Consider the following 18,900-nt stretch of genomic DNA (forward strand, 5'->3'; position numbering starts at 1 on the left):
ATTAGTCTGTCCAGACACCCCTATTTACACGCGCCGCTCCTGTTTCTTATAAAAACTACTCATGCAGAATACCTTAATCAGTTTGACATGAAATTCAGGTGTGCATTTATTCGCTTACCAGCACCTTTATACTATCTGCAGAGACTTTACTTGCAGGCAGCTTTTCATCTGCTAAAATAATTTGCGGAGCAGTATCCTTTGGCGGTTCAGGAAGCGGTACCCTTTGCATTTGCTGCTGATGCAGGTAGGGCTCCAGTATAGGTGCCATTCCTCTTAGTACTTGTACCGGTAAAGAAGATGTAAAATGAAAGTCGGAGGCCTCCCGCCCGGGCACAAAAGCAGTAAGGGTACCAAAGTGGTTATCTCCCAGGAAAAAAACAAAGGTAGCCGTACGGTTTACTGTGCGCGACGATAGCCTGTGCCCCTGCTTGTTGATTGTAAAGGAACGGTTGTCGCCGGTACCAGTTTTTCCTCCTAATTGCATTACTGTACCATCTACTCCGGTAAAGCCTCCCTGCAGGCGGCGTGCGGTACCAGAGTTTACTACCTCTGTTAGCACCTCTTTAACCAAGGCGGCAACCGCAGGCTCTATTACCTGCTCCTGCTCCTGCTCTTTCCACTTAAGCAGGGTTTCGTAAGGTGTTGATGCAGCAAAGTGTATCTCTTCGATACGTTTGGTGTGTTGGCGTAAACCGTTGTTTAAAATAATGCCCATTAATTCGGCAAGAGCCTCCGGCCTGTCGCCGGATGAGCCAAGTGCTGTTGCCAGTGATGGTACCAAATACCCGAAAGGATAACCCATATGCACCCATCGCTTATGAATATCCTGGTAAGCATCTAATTCCAGCATTATTCTGATTCTGGAGTCGCGTGCTTTTTTATACTTTGTACGGAACAGCCATGTGTATACTTCCTGCCGCTTTTGCTCACTTTCTTCTACTATCTGGTCCCATTCCACGTCAGGTTGCTGCTTTAGAAAGCTAAGCAACCATAACTCCAGTGGGTGCACCCGCGACAAATATCCCTGGTCAGACAAGTTATACTTATCGGGTCCGTAGCGTTCATAAAGCTCCACTACTCTTTCGTCTTCAATCTCATCATCATTGGGCAGCTGCTCGTGCAGGAAAGTATAAAACTGCTGGTAATTTTGCTCCGGGTACAGAAAGCGATGCACAACCGCTAACCGCACCTCATCTTTATATAAGCTGTTAAGCAAAAGCTCAAAGCGTTCGTCTGCAGTCTTGTTTGTATACTTGTTCCAGAACTTTCGCAGAAATACTTTGCCTTCCCGGTCTGCAAACCGTTCCAGGTATACTTTACGGCGCTGGTCAGTTATATCAGAAATCAGTTTGGCTGTGCCTCCCACTTGCTGGTGCATGGTGTGGTTCACAATATCGCGCATGAGGCGCACAAAGGGTAGGTTCACAGATTTCTGGAAAGCCTCCCGCACAGTAGGTCTTTTATAGTCGTTGTCGGAACTGAAGTTGCTGAAGTAGTGAATACCGCCGCCTGTGAAGAATGCCTCGTTTGGGTTTGCCCGGTAGCGTCGCTCCAGGGCTGCGGCGAGTGTAGCCTTCAGGCTTTTATCTTTTGCCCTTAGCAGGTACTGCAATACCCACCTGCTCAGATTATCCTGTGGCTCCTGCAGCGCCCCTCTTACTTCTGTTGTACTTGCACTCGCATAGCGGTGGTGAATTTCAGAAACTACTTGAAGGTAAGTGATTAGTACACGCAGCTTGGCAGTGGAACCCAATTCCAGTTTGCTGCCTTCGTTCATATCAAACGGCTGATCGGTGTTATCTGTTTGCACACGCACCAGGTTACCCTGAGGCGTGCGTTCGTAAAGCGTAAAGCTATAAACAACAGCAGCCGTACGATCCGGCGAAAGCATTCTATCACCAAAAACGCCTGTAGCACGCGCAAAATCCGGCTCCCCAAGTTTGTGCAAATAGGTACTTATCTGCTCCTGCAAGTCGTTTTGCAAGGTAGTGGTAGCAGCCAGGTCCATCCTGTCAAGGTCATACAATGTTTTACCTAGTAACTCAGAAAGGTGCGTTCGTGCTATTAAAGCTGCCTTATCTGTGTTTTTGGGTGCAACGGCTGGGTCAACATCAAAATCCCTGAACACTACGTCATGCTGAAGCCCGGCATCTCTCAACTCAGGACTTATAAAACCATTACTCTCCAGCAGGCGAAGGTAACTTCCAGTTAGTGTATTCAGTTCAGATCTACCGCCATCGCCCAGGTAATACGTTGGGCGGCGGTGTGCTATCATCAGGGAAAGCACCTGCCGTAATGCCTGCCCTTTTGCCAGTAAGGTATCGCCCTTCGCTTCCTGCAAGTTAAGCAGCTGATTCACCTGCCTCATATCAGAGTTAAACCATACCTGTAACCCATCGCCCAAGCCGTTTACTTCTCCATAGCCCGGTGCACCGGAAAGCGGCACTGTGTTTATGTAAGACAGTACAATATCTTTTCGGGTAGGCAATGTTTCAGGCCCTGATTGATAGGCACGTACACTAGCCGAAACCATTTGTCTCATTTTTTCTTGGGCATCTTTTGTTATACCACCAGGCGAATGCCTGAATTTCTCGATCTGCGTAGCCAAGGTACTGCCTCCTATAGACTTGTTCTTGATGCCAATCTGGTTACCCGCTTCATGTAAAGAGGCCTTCGCAAAGCGACGCCAGTCTACTGCAGGGTTCATAAATTGCCTGCTAGTATCCAACAGGTGCCGGTTCTCTATAAACAGCAGCGACTGCACAATAAGGGGTGGTACAGAGTCATAAGATGCGTACACCAAGTGGGGATAACTATACTTGTACACTACTTCTCCGTTACTGCCTTTTATGCTTAGCCCTGCCTGCGCTTTTTCGCGGTAAGGCGTAAAAAACATATTGGCGGCATATTCTAAAAGTTCCGGCGAAAAAGCAGACTGATATTCTATGTTCATGCCACGTAGTTGCAGCCGCTCCAAAAGTTGTGGTAATTGAGCGTACCCCTGCCGGATATCAAATGGTCCTTTTTCTGGATACACAATTGATCTGCTTGGGCCTTTCTCTAGTTTGTATGTTAACCGGGATGCAAATTCGGAAATATGCCTGGCCTGAAATTCGGAAGTTCGGATCTCGTAGATGACAACAGAAACTGCTATACTTAATATTAAAAATAGCACACTGAGTACCGCCCAAAACATAATGCCCCGGGTTCTTTTTTTTGTTTTTTCCTGGATGTTATCCTGAAGGTCCGGACGGTAATTATTGACTACCATCTCTGGATTATTTAAAGAGTTTGTAAATGTCTATCACTATCAGTTACGTGAACTTTACACAATTGGTCGATATAACATCCCAAAAAGTGTATGTTTTAGTTTATACTTCACCGCATTCTCCATAGCAAAAGGCATACAATTACAACGAAGCACAAACACATTCTATATCAACCGCTTACAAAGAATATTAACCTATAAAAGAGTATATTAGCTGCAGTTACGGATCAAGATGGGTTATACAACCTAACTTACTGTACTTTAACTATATATAAAATAAGCAACAGCATTGGCATAGCATCTTAAAAATGTCAACAATTGAACTTTTAAAGTACCGTTTTGGGGCTATCTTTATGCAAACGAACAGAGGATGAATAGCTTAATTGGCAATGCCCTGAACAAGTTTTTGCAGTAGTTCTTTTGTAAGAGGTTTATTTATGAATTTGTTAATGCCAAGTGCTTGCACCCGCTCTTGGTCGGTAGGGTTAAGGGAGGTTGTAAGCACTGCCACCAGCACCTCATGGCTCTTATACCATTCGTGGTTTTGCAGCTCTTCTAAAAAAGTAGAGCCATCTATTACCGGCATATTAAGGTCTAACAAGATAAGCCAAGGCATAGCAACCGCTTCTTTAGTTCTTAAACCTTAATAACGCTCCTGCACTATAGGCAGCGCCTCCAATCCGTTTCTGGCAATAATCAGCTCATCATCAGCCCTTGAGATGGCCTGCCTGTTAATGTAGTTGGTAGTTTGGTCGTGGTCAACTAAAAGTATAAATATGAGCTTATCATTACCGGTAAAATACTAAAGCAGCCAGTAGCATGTTGCTGTACTGGCTGCTTTAGTATTTGATTAATCTTTGAAGTATAACTCGAAGGTTGTTCCTTCACCTTCCTTACTTTTAACTTTTACAAAGCCATTGGCATTGTCTACCATGCGCTTTACAATGTAAAGGCCCATGCCGGTACCTTCTACGTGTGTATGGAATCGCTTAAACAAGGTAAAAAGCTTTGTCTGATTTTCTTCACTGATGCCTAAGCCATTATCTATAACCGTTAAAAGCACATAACCATCTATCCGGTCTGTTCTCAAATTTACTTTAGGCACTCTGTCTTTAGCTCTATACTTTATGGCATTGCTAACCAGGTTATAAAGTACACTGTACAAGTTCTTTTTAGAGAAATTAATTTGGGGAGCTTTGTCAAAATTCACTTCCAATTCGGCCTGCTCGCTCTCGAGTAGTTCCTGCATGCTTTCCTTCACCTTATCAAACACCTCCTGTACCTCAACCTGCTCCGGCTCTCCTTCAACGTCACGCTGTACTTTAGCAACATCTGTCAGGTCTTTAATCACGTTTTTAAACCTGGTAATGGCTCCCTTCATCATATCAAATACAGGCTGCGTTGGTTCTCCCGGTATAGGACCTGCTGAGTTTATCTGCTCTTCCAGTAGCAGCATTAACCCTTCTATGTTCCCGATCGGTGACTTCAGGTCGTGGGAAGCCGTATAAACAAACGTGTCCAGATCTTCGATTACCCGAAGCAGGTGCTCGTTGGTTTCCTCCAGTTTTTCCTGGGTTAGTTTTAGGTCGGTGAGGTCGATAAAAGAGCCGAGCACACGATAAGGCATTTGGTACTCATTATGCATAATGTAGGCTCTGTTAGAGACATACGCATAAGATCCGTCTGTTTTCTCAATTCTGTACTCCCCTGACCATTGATCCTTGCCAGAATTTATAGCTTTGTTTAAATCTTTTACTACATCCTCTTTATCGGTGGGGTGAATACGGTTAAACCATGCATCTACACCCTTACCCATAGCATCGGCGCTAAAGCCCAGCATTGTATCCAAGCTATCGCTCCACCATACTTCGTTGTTAACCAAATCCCAATCCCAGACTACATCATTTGTTGCCATCGATACCATCCGGAATCTTTCTTCGCTGGCAGCCAATTCGCGTGTGCGCTCGCTTACACGCTTCTCTAACTCATTGTTTAACTTGATCAGGTTCTCCTCAGCCAGCTTTAGCTCTTCGTAGGCTACCAACACTTTGTCCTCACTGCTCTTTTTCTCAGTGATATCGGCCATGGTTACTGTTACGCCATCACCCATTTTAACGGCAGCAATCTCGTACCACGTTTTTTCGCCTTTTACCTCCAGTTGCTGCTCAATATGTATCGGCTGGCCAGTTTCTACAACAGTTATAAACTTGCGGAACAGGCCGCTTTTTTTCAGGAACGGCATAACCTCGAGTACACTTGCATTCAGTAACTCGGCCTGCGACTGGCCTACCATTTTCTCAGTGTTTCTGTTCAGGAGTGTCCACGAGAAATCTGTTATTTCTTGTTTATCACTCCTAACCGACCTAAAGGCCATAATAGTATTCAGAGAGCTGTTCAGTACTCCCTGTACTACGTTGCTCAATGTCTTTAGCGTGGTTACATCCACAAAACTCACCACTACGCCATCCTTGTTGCCATCATGCTTCAGGTAAGAGATAATCCGCATCAGGTAATACTTGCCATCAGCGGTTTCTACCTCCTGCTCCACTTCCGACGAAGTGTTGTTCACATGCTGTATATCCTCTATCAGGCGGCTATACTTCAGGTTGTGCGACAGGTGGTGTATGGGCCTGCCTAAGTCGCTATCAATAATATTAATTAGTCCCTCTATGGATGGGGTAAATTTGCGGATTACCAGGTGATGGTCTACAAACAATTGCCCGATATTTGAGCTACGAATGTAGTTATCAAGGTCTTCGTTCAGTTCCTGTAGCTCTTTTATTTTTAGTTGATGCTCTGAGTTTACGGTGTGCAACTCCTCGTTAAGTGATTGCATCTCTTCGTTAGAGCTTTGCAATTCCTCGTTTGAAGACATTAGCTCCTCGTTTGTGCTCTGCAACTCTTCGTTGGCTGTACTCAGGTCCTGCACGGTTAGCTGCAGACCCTCACGCGCCTCTTTCAACTCCATCTCCAGGGCAGTAAGCTGCTGGTAGTAATCTGAGTCGGAAACAAAGGATAGGTCAGAAACTTTTGGTAGTGGCGTTACTTCTCCCATCTCCTGCAGCAGCACAAGTATAACCTTGGATTGCCCCTTATCAAGAGAAATCGGACGTATAGACACATGCACCATCTGCTCTTTGTTGCCCATCTTTACGGCTACTTGCCTAGCTACCACTTTCCGGTCCTGCTTCAGAGCCTTTCGTATACCTACACTTAAGGTAACGGCAAGTTCTTCGGGTACCATTTTTATTAAGTTAAAGTGCAGGCGCCTATCCGGAAACTTTAAGAAACGGTTTATATCGCCTATGCCATGCAGCAGTTGGTAATTTGTATCCACGTACAAGCCGGTTACCTTAAAGTCTTCGCAAACGGCATCCATAAAGGAGTCGTTGTAGCGAACCTCTGGCGCGCTTTTATACTTCGTGTTTTGGCCTATTTGGCTGCTACTGCTGTGGGCGTAATCTGTAATTCCGTAGCTTTGCCGGATGCCTCTGCTTTCTTTTATTTTTCGAAAAATCTTGCATTTGCGGTTTTCCTCCACAAAGTAAGATTTCATATCGCCGATGTGCTCACTGCTACCTAAAAAAAGATAACCACCTAAATTAAGAGCGTAAGGGAACAGTGCCAGCACTTTGTTTTGCAGGTCCTGGTTCAGGTAGATGAGCATGTTGCGGCACGAGATCAGGTCTATGCGGCTATAGGGAGGATCTTTCTGCAGGTCGTGTTGGGCGAATACCACCAGCTTACGTATATCCTCGTTTACATAAAAGCGGTTTCCTCTCTGATAAAAGAACTTCTCCAGCCTCTCCGCTGACACGTGTTTGGCTATGGAGAGTGGATAGCTGCCTTTCGAGGCCTGTGTTATAGCCTGCTGGTCTATGTCGGTGGCAAACAGCTTTACATTAGACTCTTTGCCCAACTTGTTGTAAGCCTCTTTAAAAAGTATAGCCAGCGAGTATACTTCTTCGCCGGTGCTGCAGGCGGCTGTCCATACTTTTACCTGTTCGTTTTCGGCCTTGCTAGCAATTATTTTCGGAATATACTCTTTCTCCAGTACCTCAAATGCCTCCGGGTCACGAAAGAAGTTCGTCACGTTTATGAAGAACTCCTGGCAAAGCGTTTTGATCTCAGCCGGGTTTTCGTGAAGGTACATCAGGTACTCATTCATTGACTTTACTGCCAGGTGATCCATGCGCTTGCGGATGCGCCGGTTAATGGTGGCCTCTTTATAATTGGTAAAGTCTGTTTGGGTATGGGTGCAAACGAGATCAAGAATCTCTTTCAAAGCGATCTCGTCTTCGCTTTGTTCATGCTGTTCTAATAAACTTTTCACCAGCGGAATTTTACGGGTGTATTCTAAAATCTCCTCAGGCATATACTCCGGAGGAAGTACAAAATCTACAAATCCGGCATCTATGGCGCTTCGGGGCATGCCGTCAAATTTAGCTGTATCAGGGTCTTGCACTACTACCATGCCACCTGCATTTTTAATGGCTTTGGCTCCTTTTGTTCCATCGGTACCTGTGCCGGAAAGCACTACGCCAATGGCATACTTGCCCCGGCTTTTAGCCATCGATTCAAAAAAAAGGTCTATCGCAAAATTAGGCTCACGGCTACGGGCTTTATCAGCAAGGCGCAGGCGGCCGTGCTCTATTGTTAGCTGCTTACCGCTTGGCAGTACGTACACACAATTTGGCCTTGTAAACATGTTATCCTCTGCTTCGCGCACCTGCATCTGCGTGTGCTTGCTCAGCAGGTCGGCCATCAGGCTTTTGTGGTCTGGTGAGAGGTGCTGAATTATCACAAAAGAAAAGCTGGAGTTGTTCGGAAAATGGTCGAACAGCTTATGAATTGCTTCTAAACCACCCGCAGAGGCACCGATGCCTACCAGATAATGGTCTGCAGCAGGCTTTTTATCTTCCTTTGTCGGAGTTGATTTAGATAATGTCATTATTCCCTTTCTCTTTACTGTGATGTTGTTATTTAGCTAAGGTTGGTATTGCCCCTGGCTATTTAGTACCGCTCTTTAATTAACTTTTCCAGTACGGCGTTTCTAAGTGTTTCTGCGGCCTCTAGTTCCTCCTCCAGCCATGGCAGAGAAGTATTTTTTACTACTTCCTGGTAAGTAGCAAAAGAATTTCGGGGATGGTAGGTTTTCCCATCGGGCTCCATTTGTATGGCTTTATCCGGGTTACCTCCCCAGTTTACAGTCTGTGTTACCTCCGATCTGAAACCAAGTATAAACTCGCCTTGCTCAGCGTTGATCGGCAGCGACACAAGTCCGCTTGCTATCTCTTTGTATGCTTTGCTGTTCGGGTACTCTGCCGGGAGGGTATTAGTGGAAAACAAGCCCTTATTTCTGTTTCGCCGAAGCCAGGAAACTAAGTCTTTTATTTCCTGTTTGCCTGGCGTGCTTCCGCTTGTTGCTACATTGCCTTCGTACATAATCGCTACACCAGTTAAAGAAAGCAGTTCCTGTACTTTGCTCTCCCCTTCCAGCAGGCCATCTACAAAGCTAGGAAATGTGTAAAGCTGCTCCATCAGTTTAACATGCATATTACGCAACCGCACCCGCAATGCCATATTCTCTTCCCGTTGTTTCGCTTCCAGTTGCGCCGAAAGTATACCCGTCATCAACTCCATAGCAGAACGCATTTCGTAATCGGGGTACTTGGCAGTTTTATGGTGGCAAGAGATCAATCCCCATAACTTGTTATCGATGATGATTGGCAACGACATGGAAGCTATGATATTCAGGTTAGTCAGGTACTCTAAATGCACTTTGGCCACACTGCGCAGGTTACTTTCAGAAAGATCTGTGAAACGCTGCGTTAGCGGGTTTATAACGGGCAACAAACGTACTGGTGTATACTCTCGGGTTGGTATCAGGCGATAAGGATTTCTAAAGTATAGATCGCGCGCTTGTTTGGGAACATCCGATGCCGGAAAGCGGAGTCCCATGTAGTCATCCATGTCTTTTTCCTTTGCTTGCGCAATTACAATGCCGTTCCACTGCGGGTCGAACTGATATACTAACACCCTGTCAAAACCGGTGAACAGCTTTAGCTCCTGCGCTGCTACGTGTGCAATTTCCTGGTAGCTTCCGGCTTGCTTAAGAAGAGAAGTTATGTACTTGATGTGTTGATACAGGCGAACGAAAGAATCATCAGGGGAAGGTTGGTATTCTTCAAGCTCAACCAGCACGTAATCCTGCTGTGGTAAGATAAGTGCGGTAACAGGTACCTTTTGCCCTTTTATTAAAAAGCTTAACGTGAAAGGAATTTTCTCCTGATTACCATGCGCTTTAACCTTATTTATGATATCTGCATACTGCCCCTCCGGCAAGAACTCTGAAAGCGATTTCTCAAGCAGTTCCTCAGCGGGCACATCAAAAAAAGAACCTGTGTTTTCACTTATCTGCAGGATGCGAAGGTTAACTTTATCCAGTACAATCAACACGCCGTGCGGCTGTATCAGGTTTACCAGGTGCAGCGGTATACTTCCACAAAACTCTGAATCATAATTTTTCTCGATAGCTATGTTTATTGGCGCTACACTGTTACTCATACTTTATAGTAATTTATTGCCGGCCTAAGCACCCGTTAAGGTACAGTATGGGCAATTTAAACATAATATTTTAATCTGATTAGCCACCATGCAGCTAAATCAGCAATTCGAAGGCTACAATGCAAAACCATAAAATAGCCTGCTTGTTTCCACAGCAACCTCTAGGCTTATCACCACTGTACATTTCAACATATTTTCATGTACTAAACTGTAATTGTTACCAGCTCCAGTTGGTGTTATAAGCTCATCTTTTAAATTTTTACAGGATAACTCAGAAATGGGCAGACTTTAAGTGGTTTTCAAGCCAGGCCAAAGCAGCTGTACGATTCTCAAATGTTTTAAATACCACTTGATCAATTAGAGCAGCTTGTAGTTCTAAGCCTATTTTATGACCAAAGCTGTTGTGTTTGGCAACATGCAGCAGTTTATGCATACCCATACGTGTCATTTTATAAGCCCATATACGGGAAACCCAGCCAATAGAGTCTCCCCAAACAGAAAGGATTTCACTACAGTCGTTGATAAAAACTTCGAAAGGTGTTAATTGCATTTGCCCCGTTACCCACACCATTACAGTTTCCAGCTGCAGTTTTGTAGTATAACCATACCATACCACCAACATAGATTTATACCCAGTAAGGTAACTAACCTTACAGAAGGTTTTTCCGAACTCGTTTTCAAACTCCTTTACCATAGTAATAATGGGTTTGTTATGTGTTGAGAGTAGGTATTCTTCTATTGGCTCTAGCTTAAAAAAATAGTAATTATTATAAGCGAATGTGCTTACTTAACAGGTAATACTTTTATAAAAGGAAAATTGCCTTCTAATGTAAAAATGGAGTTCCCAGGCTAGCGTTATACTTTTGTAACCTGAAATGTAAGAAAAGCAGTTACAAAACTACTTTTACAAAGATACGTGCAATAGCGCTAACCCAAAGGCTACACGTCGTTAAACTAATGTAGTATAAATACTATTTTGATGTCGCAAAAAATACGACAAGGCACTTCACCAGCACCTATTAGTACCAGCAGTGCTGTAGCTAAATATTATAGGCAGGGTGAAGAAATTAAAGCCTTAGTACCCCTGTAAAGAATAACAAAGGCACCAAGAAAATTTAGGTTAACAAGTTATACTTTAGGCAATTTCGTTATTAATGCAATAGCGTATAAGTTCTGCGTTCGATGTAAATTTCATTTTATCGAAGATGCGGTTACGATAAGTGTTTACAGTACTAAGCGTAAGACTTAAATTGTTGGCAATATTCTTAAGCGACTCACCTTCGGCTATTTTACATAGTATTTGAAACTCTCTGTCAGAAAGTATTTCATGTGGTACTTTAGGCTTGTACTCGTTCACAACTGAGTCGGCGAGCAGCTCGGCCAACGACGCGGAGATGTATTTGCCTCCTCCCCATATCTTGTGTATGGCAGCTACCAATTCGTCTGCAGCACTTTCTTTAGAGATATACCCGGCAGCACCAGCCTTTAGGCAACGGAGGGCATACGTTTTTTCAGGATACATACTTAAGATAAGCACTGGCACCTGCGGGTGCGTTCGCTTCAGGTCAATAAGTACATCCAGGCCGCTTTTTACAGGCATATTAATGTCCAGTACTACTAAATTAGCCTGGCTTTTCTCTAGTTTTTTAGTAACCTCGGCACCATTTACTGCCTCTGCCACTATGGTAATTCCGGGCTCGTTCTTAAGCACTTTCTTAAGTCCCTCCCTGATTAACTCGTAATCATCTGCGATCAAAAGTTTTATCATATTCTCGGGTAATTCCTATTAGTTAGTTAGGTAAGTTATGGTAAAAAGGTACTTTCAGTTTAACCTGTGTTCCGTGCTCAGGTTCAGAGTCAAACGTCAGGTCTGCCCCGATTCGCTCTGCCCGTTCCTGCATTCCAAGAAGGCCAAATGTTTTAATATCTGTTAAAATCTCTGTTTGCATGCCTACCCCGTTATCGGCCACAGTAAAGCAGAAGTTATCTCCACTCTTGCCTACATTAATAGTAACCGCGGTAGCGTTGGCATGCCGTGCAATGTTAGTCATGGACTCTTGTATAATACGGAAAACCTCGATCGATATCTCCCTGGTAAGTGAAATATATTCTATGTCAGAAATTACGTTCACTTTTATAGAGGTCCGCTTTTGAAATTCCTGTGCCTGCGATTCTATTTCCGACATCAGGCCAAAGTTATCCAGCACTGCCGGACGCAAAGCAGCAACAATTTCACGCACAGAGGCAATCGAGGCATTTATTGTTTTCATCATAGATTGCAGCTCTTCCCGCACCGACACCTGCTCCATATCACTGTTATTCAAACGCTTAATCAACAGGCTTACATCAATTTTAAGCGCTGTGAACGCCTGCCCCAGCTCATCGTGCAGTTCACGGGCAATATACTTTCGCTCTTCTTCACGCATTACCTGCAGGTGAGTCGTTAATGCCCGCAGCTGCTCATGAGAGCGTGCCAGCGATGCCTGTGTTTTTTTCTTGGCAGCTATTTGCTCCTGCAGTTGTTCGTTTGCTTTTAGTAAGGCTGATGTTCGTTGCGTTACCCGTTCCTCTAAATCACGATTATACTTGCTTAGAATTTCTTCAGCCCACTTTCGGTTTGTAATGTCCACGCAGGCGCCAATGTACCCTATAAACGTACCGTCAGGCATGAAGCGAGGCACTCCCTGGCTCAAGAACCAACGGTACTCACCATCAGCTCCTTTTAATCTTACTTCAATTTCATAAGTGCTTTTCTGCTCCAGGGCCTGCTCGTAGGTTTTAACCAGGAGTTTGTAATCATCTGGGTGCACACCTTCTTGCCAACCTGTATCCTGCTCTTCTTCCAGGGACTTTCCCCTATACTCCAGCCAGCGTTTGTTAAAGTATATAGGCTCAGAACCATGTGCCGATACCCAAATAAGAACAGGAGCTGCATCTGCCATTACCTTAAACCTTACCTCTGATTCCTGCCGAGCCTGCTCTACGCGTTTTTTAGCCGATATATCGCATATATACATGGCAGTGTTGTGCTTGTATGGATAAATGCGTACATCGTACCACACATCTAGTGTAGGGTAATAAAACTCAAAGTTCAGTTCCTTTCTGCTTGCCTGCGACTCCAGTACTTTCTCCTGAAAAACAGTCCCCTCCAGGTCCGGGAAAACATCCCAGATCACATTGCCCAGAAAATCAACCTCTGACCTGTTAGTAAACCTGCCCGCATTTGCATTTACGTAAGTGTAGCGCAGTTCATCGTCCAGTACAATAAAGGCATCACTCATGTTTGCCAGTATATCATCCAGTTCTGTTCTAAGTGCCTGCGACTCTAACAACAGTTGATGCTCTCGCTGTGCTGCCTGCTTACGCAAATCAGCTATGTATAGCTGAGATTTTATGCGTACCATTAACTCACGTGCACTAAATGGCTTTGTCATGTAGTCATCGGCACCTATTCCTAAGCCTCTTAATTTTTCTTCTTCGCCGGCCTGTGCAGATAAAAGTATAACCGGCACTGTGCTATACTTTGGTTGCTTCCTAATTTCCTGCACCAGGGCAAGGCCATCTACCTGCGGCATCATACAATCCGACAGCACAATATCAGCTTGTTCTGCCTCTAAAAGCTGCAGGGCATCTAAACCGTTTGTTGCCGTTATCACCCGGTATGCCGGTTGCAGAATTCTTCTGATGTACGCCAGCATATCCTGGTTATCTTCTACCAGCAATACAGTATACTGTTTTAAGGCTGCTTGCTCAGCTATAGCAGCGTCAGTACTAAACTCCACTATGGCGTCCGATGCCTTTAGCCACGAGGATGCCTCTATCAGGTAGGGATTGTCTGCTGCTTGTTGTGCGGTATAGGTAAGAAGGGGCTCGGTAACATTTATACTTTCCGGCAACAGGTGCTCTTTTCCTTTTTGGAGTGTGATGGTAAAGGTGCTTCCCTGCTGGGGCGTACTTTCTACGGTTATACTTCCGTGGTGCATCTTCACAAGTTCAGCCACCATCGAAAGCCCTATACCTGATCCCTCGTAAGACCGGCCACAATGATTTTTTATTTTATGAAAACGGTTAAAAATGTGTGGCAACTCTTCCTCGGCAATCCCTACACCGCTATCCTGCACTACCAGCTGTACTTCTGTTCCTTTGTCTTTTAAGCTTATGCTCACCTCCCCTTCCAGCGTAAACTTAAAAGCGTTGGATAACAGGTTAAAGATGATTTTTTCCCACATCTCAGGGTCCACGTACACCGGCTCTGAAACGGGATCACAGCTGATGGTATACTTTAAGCCGGCGCGATCCATAACAGAGGTAAAGATGCTGCTCAACTCTTTTGTATAAGCACCTATATCTATGGCACAGTAGCCTGCATTTGCCCTGCCTGATTCTATACTTGCAAAGTTTAAGAGATAATTTACTTGCTTTAACAAACGAAGCCCGTTACGGCGTATGGTCTCCAGTTGTTGTTTCTCCTCCTCCGTGCTGAAATTCCCCTTATCCAGGAGCTCTTCTACAGGCCCCAGTAAGAGCGTGATAGGCGTACGGAATTCGTGGCTTATATTGCTGAAGAAAGTGGTCTTGGCCTCATCCAACTCCAACAGTTTTTTGATGCGCTGGCGCTCATACTCAATAGCTTTTATGTTGGCGTACAAAGCGTTTACATGTGTGTGCAACAGGTTTATAAAATCTTTGTACTGATCATCAAGCTCCAGAAGCGGACTTAAACCGATTACAAGCCACTCAGAGAGTTGTTCGTTGCCAGAGCTTACGATAGGCAAGGCAAACGCCTGTTGCGGAGGCACACGATGGTCCGGTGTTTTGAAAAATGGCGCCAGCACAGATACATTCTCTAAAAGCACAGGACTTAGGTTTTTCAGTTCGCCTGGGAGTTGCCACACAGAACAATTTGTAATGTTAGGTTGCTGGTGCAGGTCTGTATTAAATGCACCGGATGTACTGCCATTTAAGTTGCACGCACCGTTCGCATAGCTATACAACAGCGCAAAAGATATGTCTTTGTTGTTGGCGTCTAAAATACTGAGCAGCTCAGTCCTTACTTTTTCCAGGCTTCCCTCCTCCATACTGATGGCACCAATCTGCCGCAGGGTATCCAGTCTCCGCTCGCTGAGGACCTGCCTGGTTTCTTCGGAGCTAGTGCAAAAGATACCGCCTACCTTGCCGTTTTCATTTATGATAGGACTGCACGAAAATGTAAAGTATGCCTCTTCTTTAAAGCCTTTGCGCTCGTTATAGAGCAGCAGTTTATCAGCAAACCAAGCCTCGCCTGTTTGCAGCACTTTATGAAACATAGGCCCCACAACCTCCCATATATCCTCCCACATAGCTTTAGCTGGCCTGCCTAATGATGATGCCTGCTTGTTGCCCATAAACTTCATGTAGGCATCGTTGTTAAACATAATCATTTCTTCACCCCACCAGATAGCCATCGGGTAATCAGAGCCAAGTATGATATGTATGGCTGTTTTCAGGCTTTGAGGCCAGTCTTCTACAGGTCCGAGCACGGACTCCGCCCAATTAAACTCCCGTATCTGCCTGTGCATTTGGCTGTTGCCGGCAAACAGGTTGTTTGATGAGGTACTTGATGTGGTGGTACTAGTTGTCATGGGGGCAAGGCATGTATAAGATTTAGGCAAGAACTAGGGCATTATACCACTATATACGGCTAATAACGCTCATGGCATTTTACAAAGTCACAAATAATTTCTGCTGCAAAAATAGAAGTAACAATTACTATTGACTTTACTAAGTTATGCTAGCTAAAAGTGAAACGAAGGTATACATTTATACTTATTGTAGGTTTCATGCTATACTTTCTGAGCAATCGTGTAAGCTAATTCTGCTGTTTGACCGCCACTGCTACAAAAGCAACTTCTGCCACAGAAACTACTCCGGCTAATGGCAACACAGCGCTAAATAGTGCCGCATCTGTAAAAGTTTAAAAGAAGAAAAATAAAGAACAGAATCATGGCCAGCTTGTTTCAGAAACTGCTCAAAGTATAAAACAACTGCCACAGCAGAAGGCGAAAAGATAGCGCAGCACGGCCAAGTAGTTGCCGAAACAGCGCAAAAAAATGCCATAGCACTAGCAGCTAAAGGCTAAGAAACAGCCGCAAAAGTTGAGCAGACGGCGAGAGCCAAGGCCTGGGAGTAGCTATTGTTAAAACAGTCGTAAAATTTCACAAAATCAAGATTGATGCCACCTCTACTTCTAGTCAGGAAACTACTTTCAGCTTCAGGTTTTAGAAAGTATAGCGAAGGGTAAAAAGTAGCAAACCCGGCACACAACTATCTTATAACAATAGCTGTTGCACAACTGTTGATCAGGAACTGTGCTAAAACCAAGTATAAGTTAACTACGTTTAGCTTTTCTCAGTTGAGAGTAGTAAATTGGAAAAATATAAGTACAGACTACCAACTAATGACGTCAGGAAACCATAAAACTTTAAGTATCAATACCGATTTGCTTCACATATTTAGAGGCGGCGGCGAAATGGGGGCCATGATGCGAGCGTACAATTGGGATGCTCACCCGCTTGGAAACCCACGCCACTGGCCGGACAGCCTGAAGAACATTGTTCGTCTTATCCTAAACTCCGATTTCCCGATGTTTATCTGGTGGTCGCAGGATTTATATATGTTTCATAACGATGCCTATCTGCCTGCTCTGGGTGATAAACACCCAAAGGCACTGGGAGCTTCGGCTCGTGAAATGTGGTCCGAAATATGGGCTGATATAGGTGGTGTTACTGAAAACATACTGGAGAACGGTGAATCATTCTATGCAGAAAACATGCTCCTGTACCTTATGCGGAAAGGCTTTTCAGAAGAAACGTACTGGACCTTTTCTTACAGCCCTGCATTTGACGACCAGGGTGAGGTAGCGGGTATGTTTTGTGCCTGCAACGAAGAAACCAAGTATATACTGGGCCAGCGCAGGCTTAGAACGCTCAAAGACATATCTGATAACCTCTCGCAGGCACAAACTTTAGAGCAATTGAGTGCCACCGCTAAGGAAGTTTTAGAGCAAAACTCAAACGACCTCCCCTTCAGCATGGTTTACCTGGCTAACAGTATAGGGTCTGAGGCTACATTAGTTTGTAAAACCGGCTGCATAAAAGATGACCTGGTGCCGGCAACTATTAACCTCAAATCACTGGAGGCCGAATGGCCGGCTGCAAAGGTGTTACAGTCGCTGCAAAGTATGGTAGTAGAGCTACCGGAAAAGATTAAGGACAGCTGTCCTGATGCTCCTTCAAAAGCAATTATACTTCCTATACTTAAGCCGGGTGGCGATCATTGTATAGGGTTCTTTATTTCGGGCATAAGCGAAAAACAAGAATACAACGAGGCCTACGAAGATTTCCACAACCTGCTAACCGGACAAATCGCAACCTCTATTGCCAACGTTCAGGCAAGGCAGGAGATACTGAAGCGGCAGGAATACCTAAACGATATTTTTGAGCAGGCACCTGTGGGTATTACCATGCTCAGAGGCTCTAACTATATTGTAGATATAGCCAACCCCGGTGTATGCGAAATCTGGCGTGTAGAGAAGAAAGATGTGCTGGGTAAGCCTATCATGGAAGTACTGCCCGAGGCTGAAGAACAAGGCTTTAAAGCCCTGCTGGATGGTGTAATGGCAACAGGCACACCTTTTGTAGCCAATGAATTACCATTGGTATTGGAGCGCAACGGCGAGCAAGAAACCCTATTCCTAAATTTTGTGTACCATCCGCTGCGCGATGATCAGGGTTTTGTAACAGGTATTATAGCAGTAGCCATAGATATAAGCGAGCAGTTAAAGGCAAGGCAGGAGATCGAAAGTATGAACAAAGAGCTTTTGGCCACCAATGCCGACCTGGATAACTTTGTATATTCCGCATCTCACGACCTGAAGGCCCCTATCCACAATATCGAAGGTTTGGTTCACGCCCTGATGGACTGTTTGCCAGCTGATTTACTAGCTTCCGAAGATGTACAACAGCTAACTTCGCACATACAGAGTTCTGTAAACAGATTTAAAAAAGTGGTACTGGACCTCACTAAAGTTGCCACCATTCAACGGGAAGCGAACGAGGATGTATCCACGATCAATCTTAATCAAGTAATAGAAGAAACGCTCCTGGACTTTAAACCTGAGATTGTCTCTTCCGGTGCTACTTTTGAGATGCACCTTACCCAAGAGGCAGCTGTTAACTTTTCTGAAAAGAACATCCGAAGTATAATTTACAACCTCATCAGTAATGCACTTAAGTATAAATCGCCAGTTCGTACGCCACGCATTACCATATCTACAGAGACAACGCCAGAGCACCTTATACTTACCATAACAGATAACGGACTAGGCATAAAGATATCTGATAAAGACAAGATGTTCTCTATGTTTAAGCGCCTGCACGACCACGTAGAAGGCTCCGGCATCGGCTTGTATATTGTGAAGAAAATAATCGAAAATGCAGGAGGTAGAATTGAGGTAGAAAGCGAGCTGGAAAAGGGTACAACCTTTAAGGTAAACCTAAAGAGGTAAGAACGGTAAAACATACTGCACTGGCCTATACCACCTTAAGTTGTATTTTGGATTAAAAACTTAACTGCAGCAACCATCGCAAACAGCCTGCAGAGTATGGCCTATTCTAGTATTATTTTGATGCGCTAAACAACCCAAAATCCTGAATCCAAACCCTTTGTTTAAAGTTAAACGTAATCATAGTATATACAGTATCCATTTACAACACGCGCGATATTGTATTTAGCAATGTTTAACTAAAGCATAAAACGATGAAAAAGATATTATTTGCAGGTATAATTATTGTTGGATCAACGAGTTTATTTGCCTGCGAAAGAACAAATACAGAAGGTACCACAGAAGACGAAGGTGTAGTAGTAGACCGTGACTCTGTTGCTACAGAATACGAAGTTACTGAAACTGTTGTAGAGTATGATACTACTACCCGAACCAAAACAGTGGATGCAACAGAAGATAATGAACTAGACTAAAAGTAAACCAATAGTATTACATAACAACAAAGGAGCTGTTACAGGCTCCT

At 44.4% G+C, this 18,900-nt stretch carries 9 protein-coding genes; 2 read left to right on the forward strand and 7 right to left on the reverse strand.

Features of this window, described 5'->3' with window-relative positions; genetic code table 11:
• Positions 1-106: 106 nt before the first annotated feature.
• The 7 genes from WG943_RS12090 to WG943_RS12120 all read right to left on the reverse strand — a co-directional run bounded on the left by WG943_RS12090 (position 107) and on the right by WG943_RS12120 (position 15,456).
• A complete protein-coding gene (locus WG943_RS12090) occupies positions 107-3,271 on the reverse strand; it encodes a transglycosylase domain-containing protein (protein ID WP_340409298.1) in 3,165 nt (1,054 codons plus the stop codon).
• 376 nt (positions 3,272-3,647) lie between these two features.
• Complete coding sequence (locus tag WG943_RS12095; RefSeq protein ID WP_340409300.1) at positions 3,648-3,884, reverse strand: response regulator; 237 nt, start codon at positions 3,882-3,884, stop codon at positions 3,648-3,650.
• A 234-nt stretch (positions 3,885-4,118) separates the two neighbouring features.
• Positions 4,119-8,219 (reverse strand): chemotaxis protein CheB, encoded by a 4,101-nt coding sequence (locus WG943_RS12100; RefSeq protein WP_340409301.1) that lies wholly within the window; start codon positions 8,217-8,219, stop codon positions 4,119-4,121.
• Between the two features lie 62 nt (positions 8,220-8,281).
• Positions 8,282-9,835, reverse strand: coding sequence for a GAF domain-containing protein (locus WG943_RS12105; RefSeq protein WP_340409302.1), 1,554 nt, complete (start codon positions 9,833-9,835; stop codon positions 8,282-8,284).
• Positions 9,836-10,106: 271 nt separating this feature from the next.
• Entirely contained in the window at positions 10,107-10,529 is a 423-nt protein-coding gene (locus tag WG943_RS12110) for a hypothetical protein (RefSeq protein WP_340409303.1), read from the reverse strand.
• A gap of 441 nt (positions 10,530-10,970) precedes the next feature.
• Positions 10,971-11,603 (reverse strand): response regulator transcription factor, encoded by a 633-nt coding sequence (locus tag WG943_RS12115; protein WP_340409305.1) that lies wholly within the window; start codon positions 11,601-11,603, stop codon positions 10,971-10,973.
• A gap of 22 nt (positions 11,604-11,625) precedes the next feature.
• A complete protein-coding gene (locus WG943_RS12120) occupies positions 11,626-15,456 on the reverse strand; it encodes an ATP-binding protein (protein WP_340409306.1) in 3,831 nt (1,276 codons plus the stop codon).
• Positions 15,457-16,271: 815 nt separating this feature from the next.
• On the opposite strand from WG943_RS12120, the gene WG943_RS12125 reads away from it, so the two are divergent.
• The gene (locus WG943_RS12125) at positions 16,272-18,380 is read left to right on the forward strand and encodes a sensor histidine kinase (RefSeq protein WP_340409307.1); all 2,109 of its coding nucleotides are present in this window, start codon (positions 16,272-16,274) and stop codon (positions 18,378-18,380) included.
• A gap of 251 nt (positions 18,381-18,631) precedes the next feature.
• On the forward strand, positions 18,632-18,850 hold the full coding sequence (locus tag WG943_RS12130; RefSeq protein ID WP_340409309.1) for a hypothetical protein: 219 nt from the start codon (positions 18,632-18,634) through the stop codon (positions 18,848-18,850).
• Positions 18,851-18,900: the final 50 nt, after the last annotated feature.

Origin of the sequence: Pontibacter sp. H249, from assembly GCF_037892465.1 — a bacterium.
Classification (GTDB): domain Bacteria; phylum Bacteroidota; class Bacteroidia; order Cytophagales; family Hymenobacteraceae; genus Pontibacter.

Coding starts and splice junctions, on each gene's coding strand:
- WG943_RS12095 (WP_340409300.1), bottom strand. CDS start 3,884: ATGCCTTGGCTTATCTTGTTAGACCTTAATATGCCGGTAATAGATGGC.
- WG943_RS12110 (WP_340409303.1), bottom strand. CDS start 10,529: ATGGTAAAGGAGTTTGAAAACGAGTTCGGAAAAACCTTCTGTAAGGTT.
- WG943_RS12105 (WP_340409302.1), bottom strand. CDS start 9,835: ATGAGTAACAGTGTAGCGCCAATAAACATAGCTATCGAGAAAAATTAT.
- WG943_RS12120 (WP_340409306.1), bottom strand. CDS start 15,456: ATGACAACTAGTACCACCACATCAAGTACCTCATCAAACAACCTGTTT.
- WG943_RS12100 (WP_340409301.1), bottom strand. CDS start 8,219: ATGACATTATCTAAATCAACTCCGACAAAGGAAGATAAAAAGCCTGCT.
- WG943_RS12090 (WP_340409298.1), bottom strand. CDS start 3,271: ATGGTAGTCAATAATTACCGTCCGGACCTTCAGGATAACATCCAGGAA.
- WG943_RS12115 (WP_340409305.1), bottom strand. CDS start 11,603: ATGATAAAACTTTTGATCGCAGATGATTACGAGTTAATCAGGGAGGGA.
- WG943_RS12125 (WP_340409307.1), top strand. CDS start 16,272: ATGACGTCAGGAAACCATAAAACTTTAAGTATCAATACCGATTTGCTT.
- WG943_RS12130 (WP_340409309.1), top strand. CDS start 18,632: ATGAAAAAGATATTATTTGCAGGTATAATTATTGTTGGATCAACGAGT.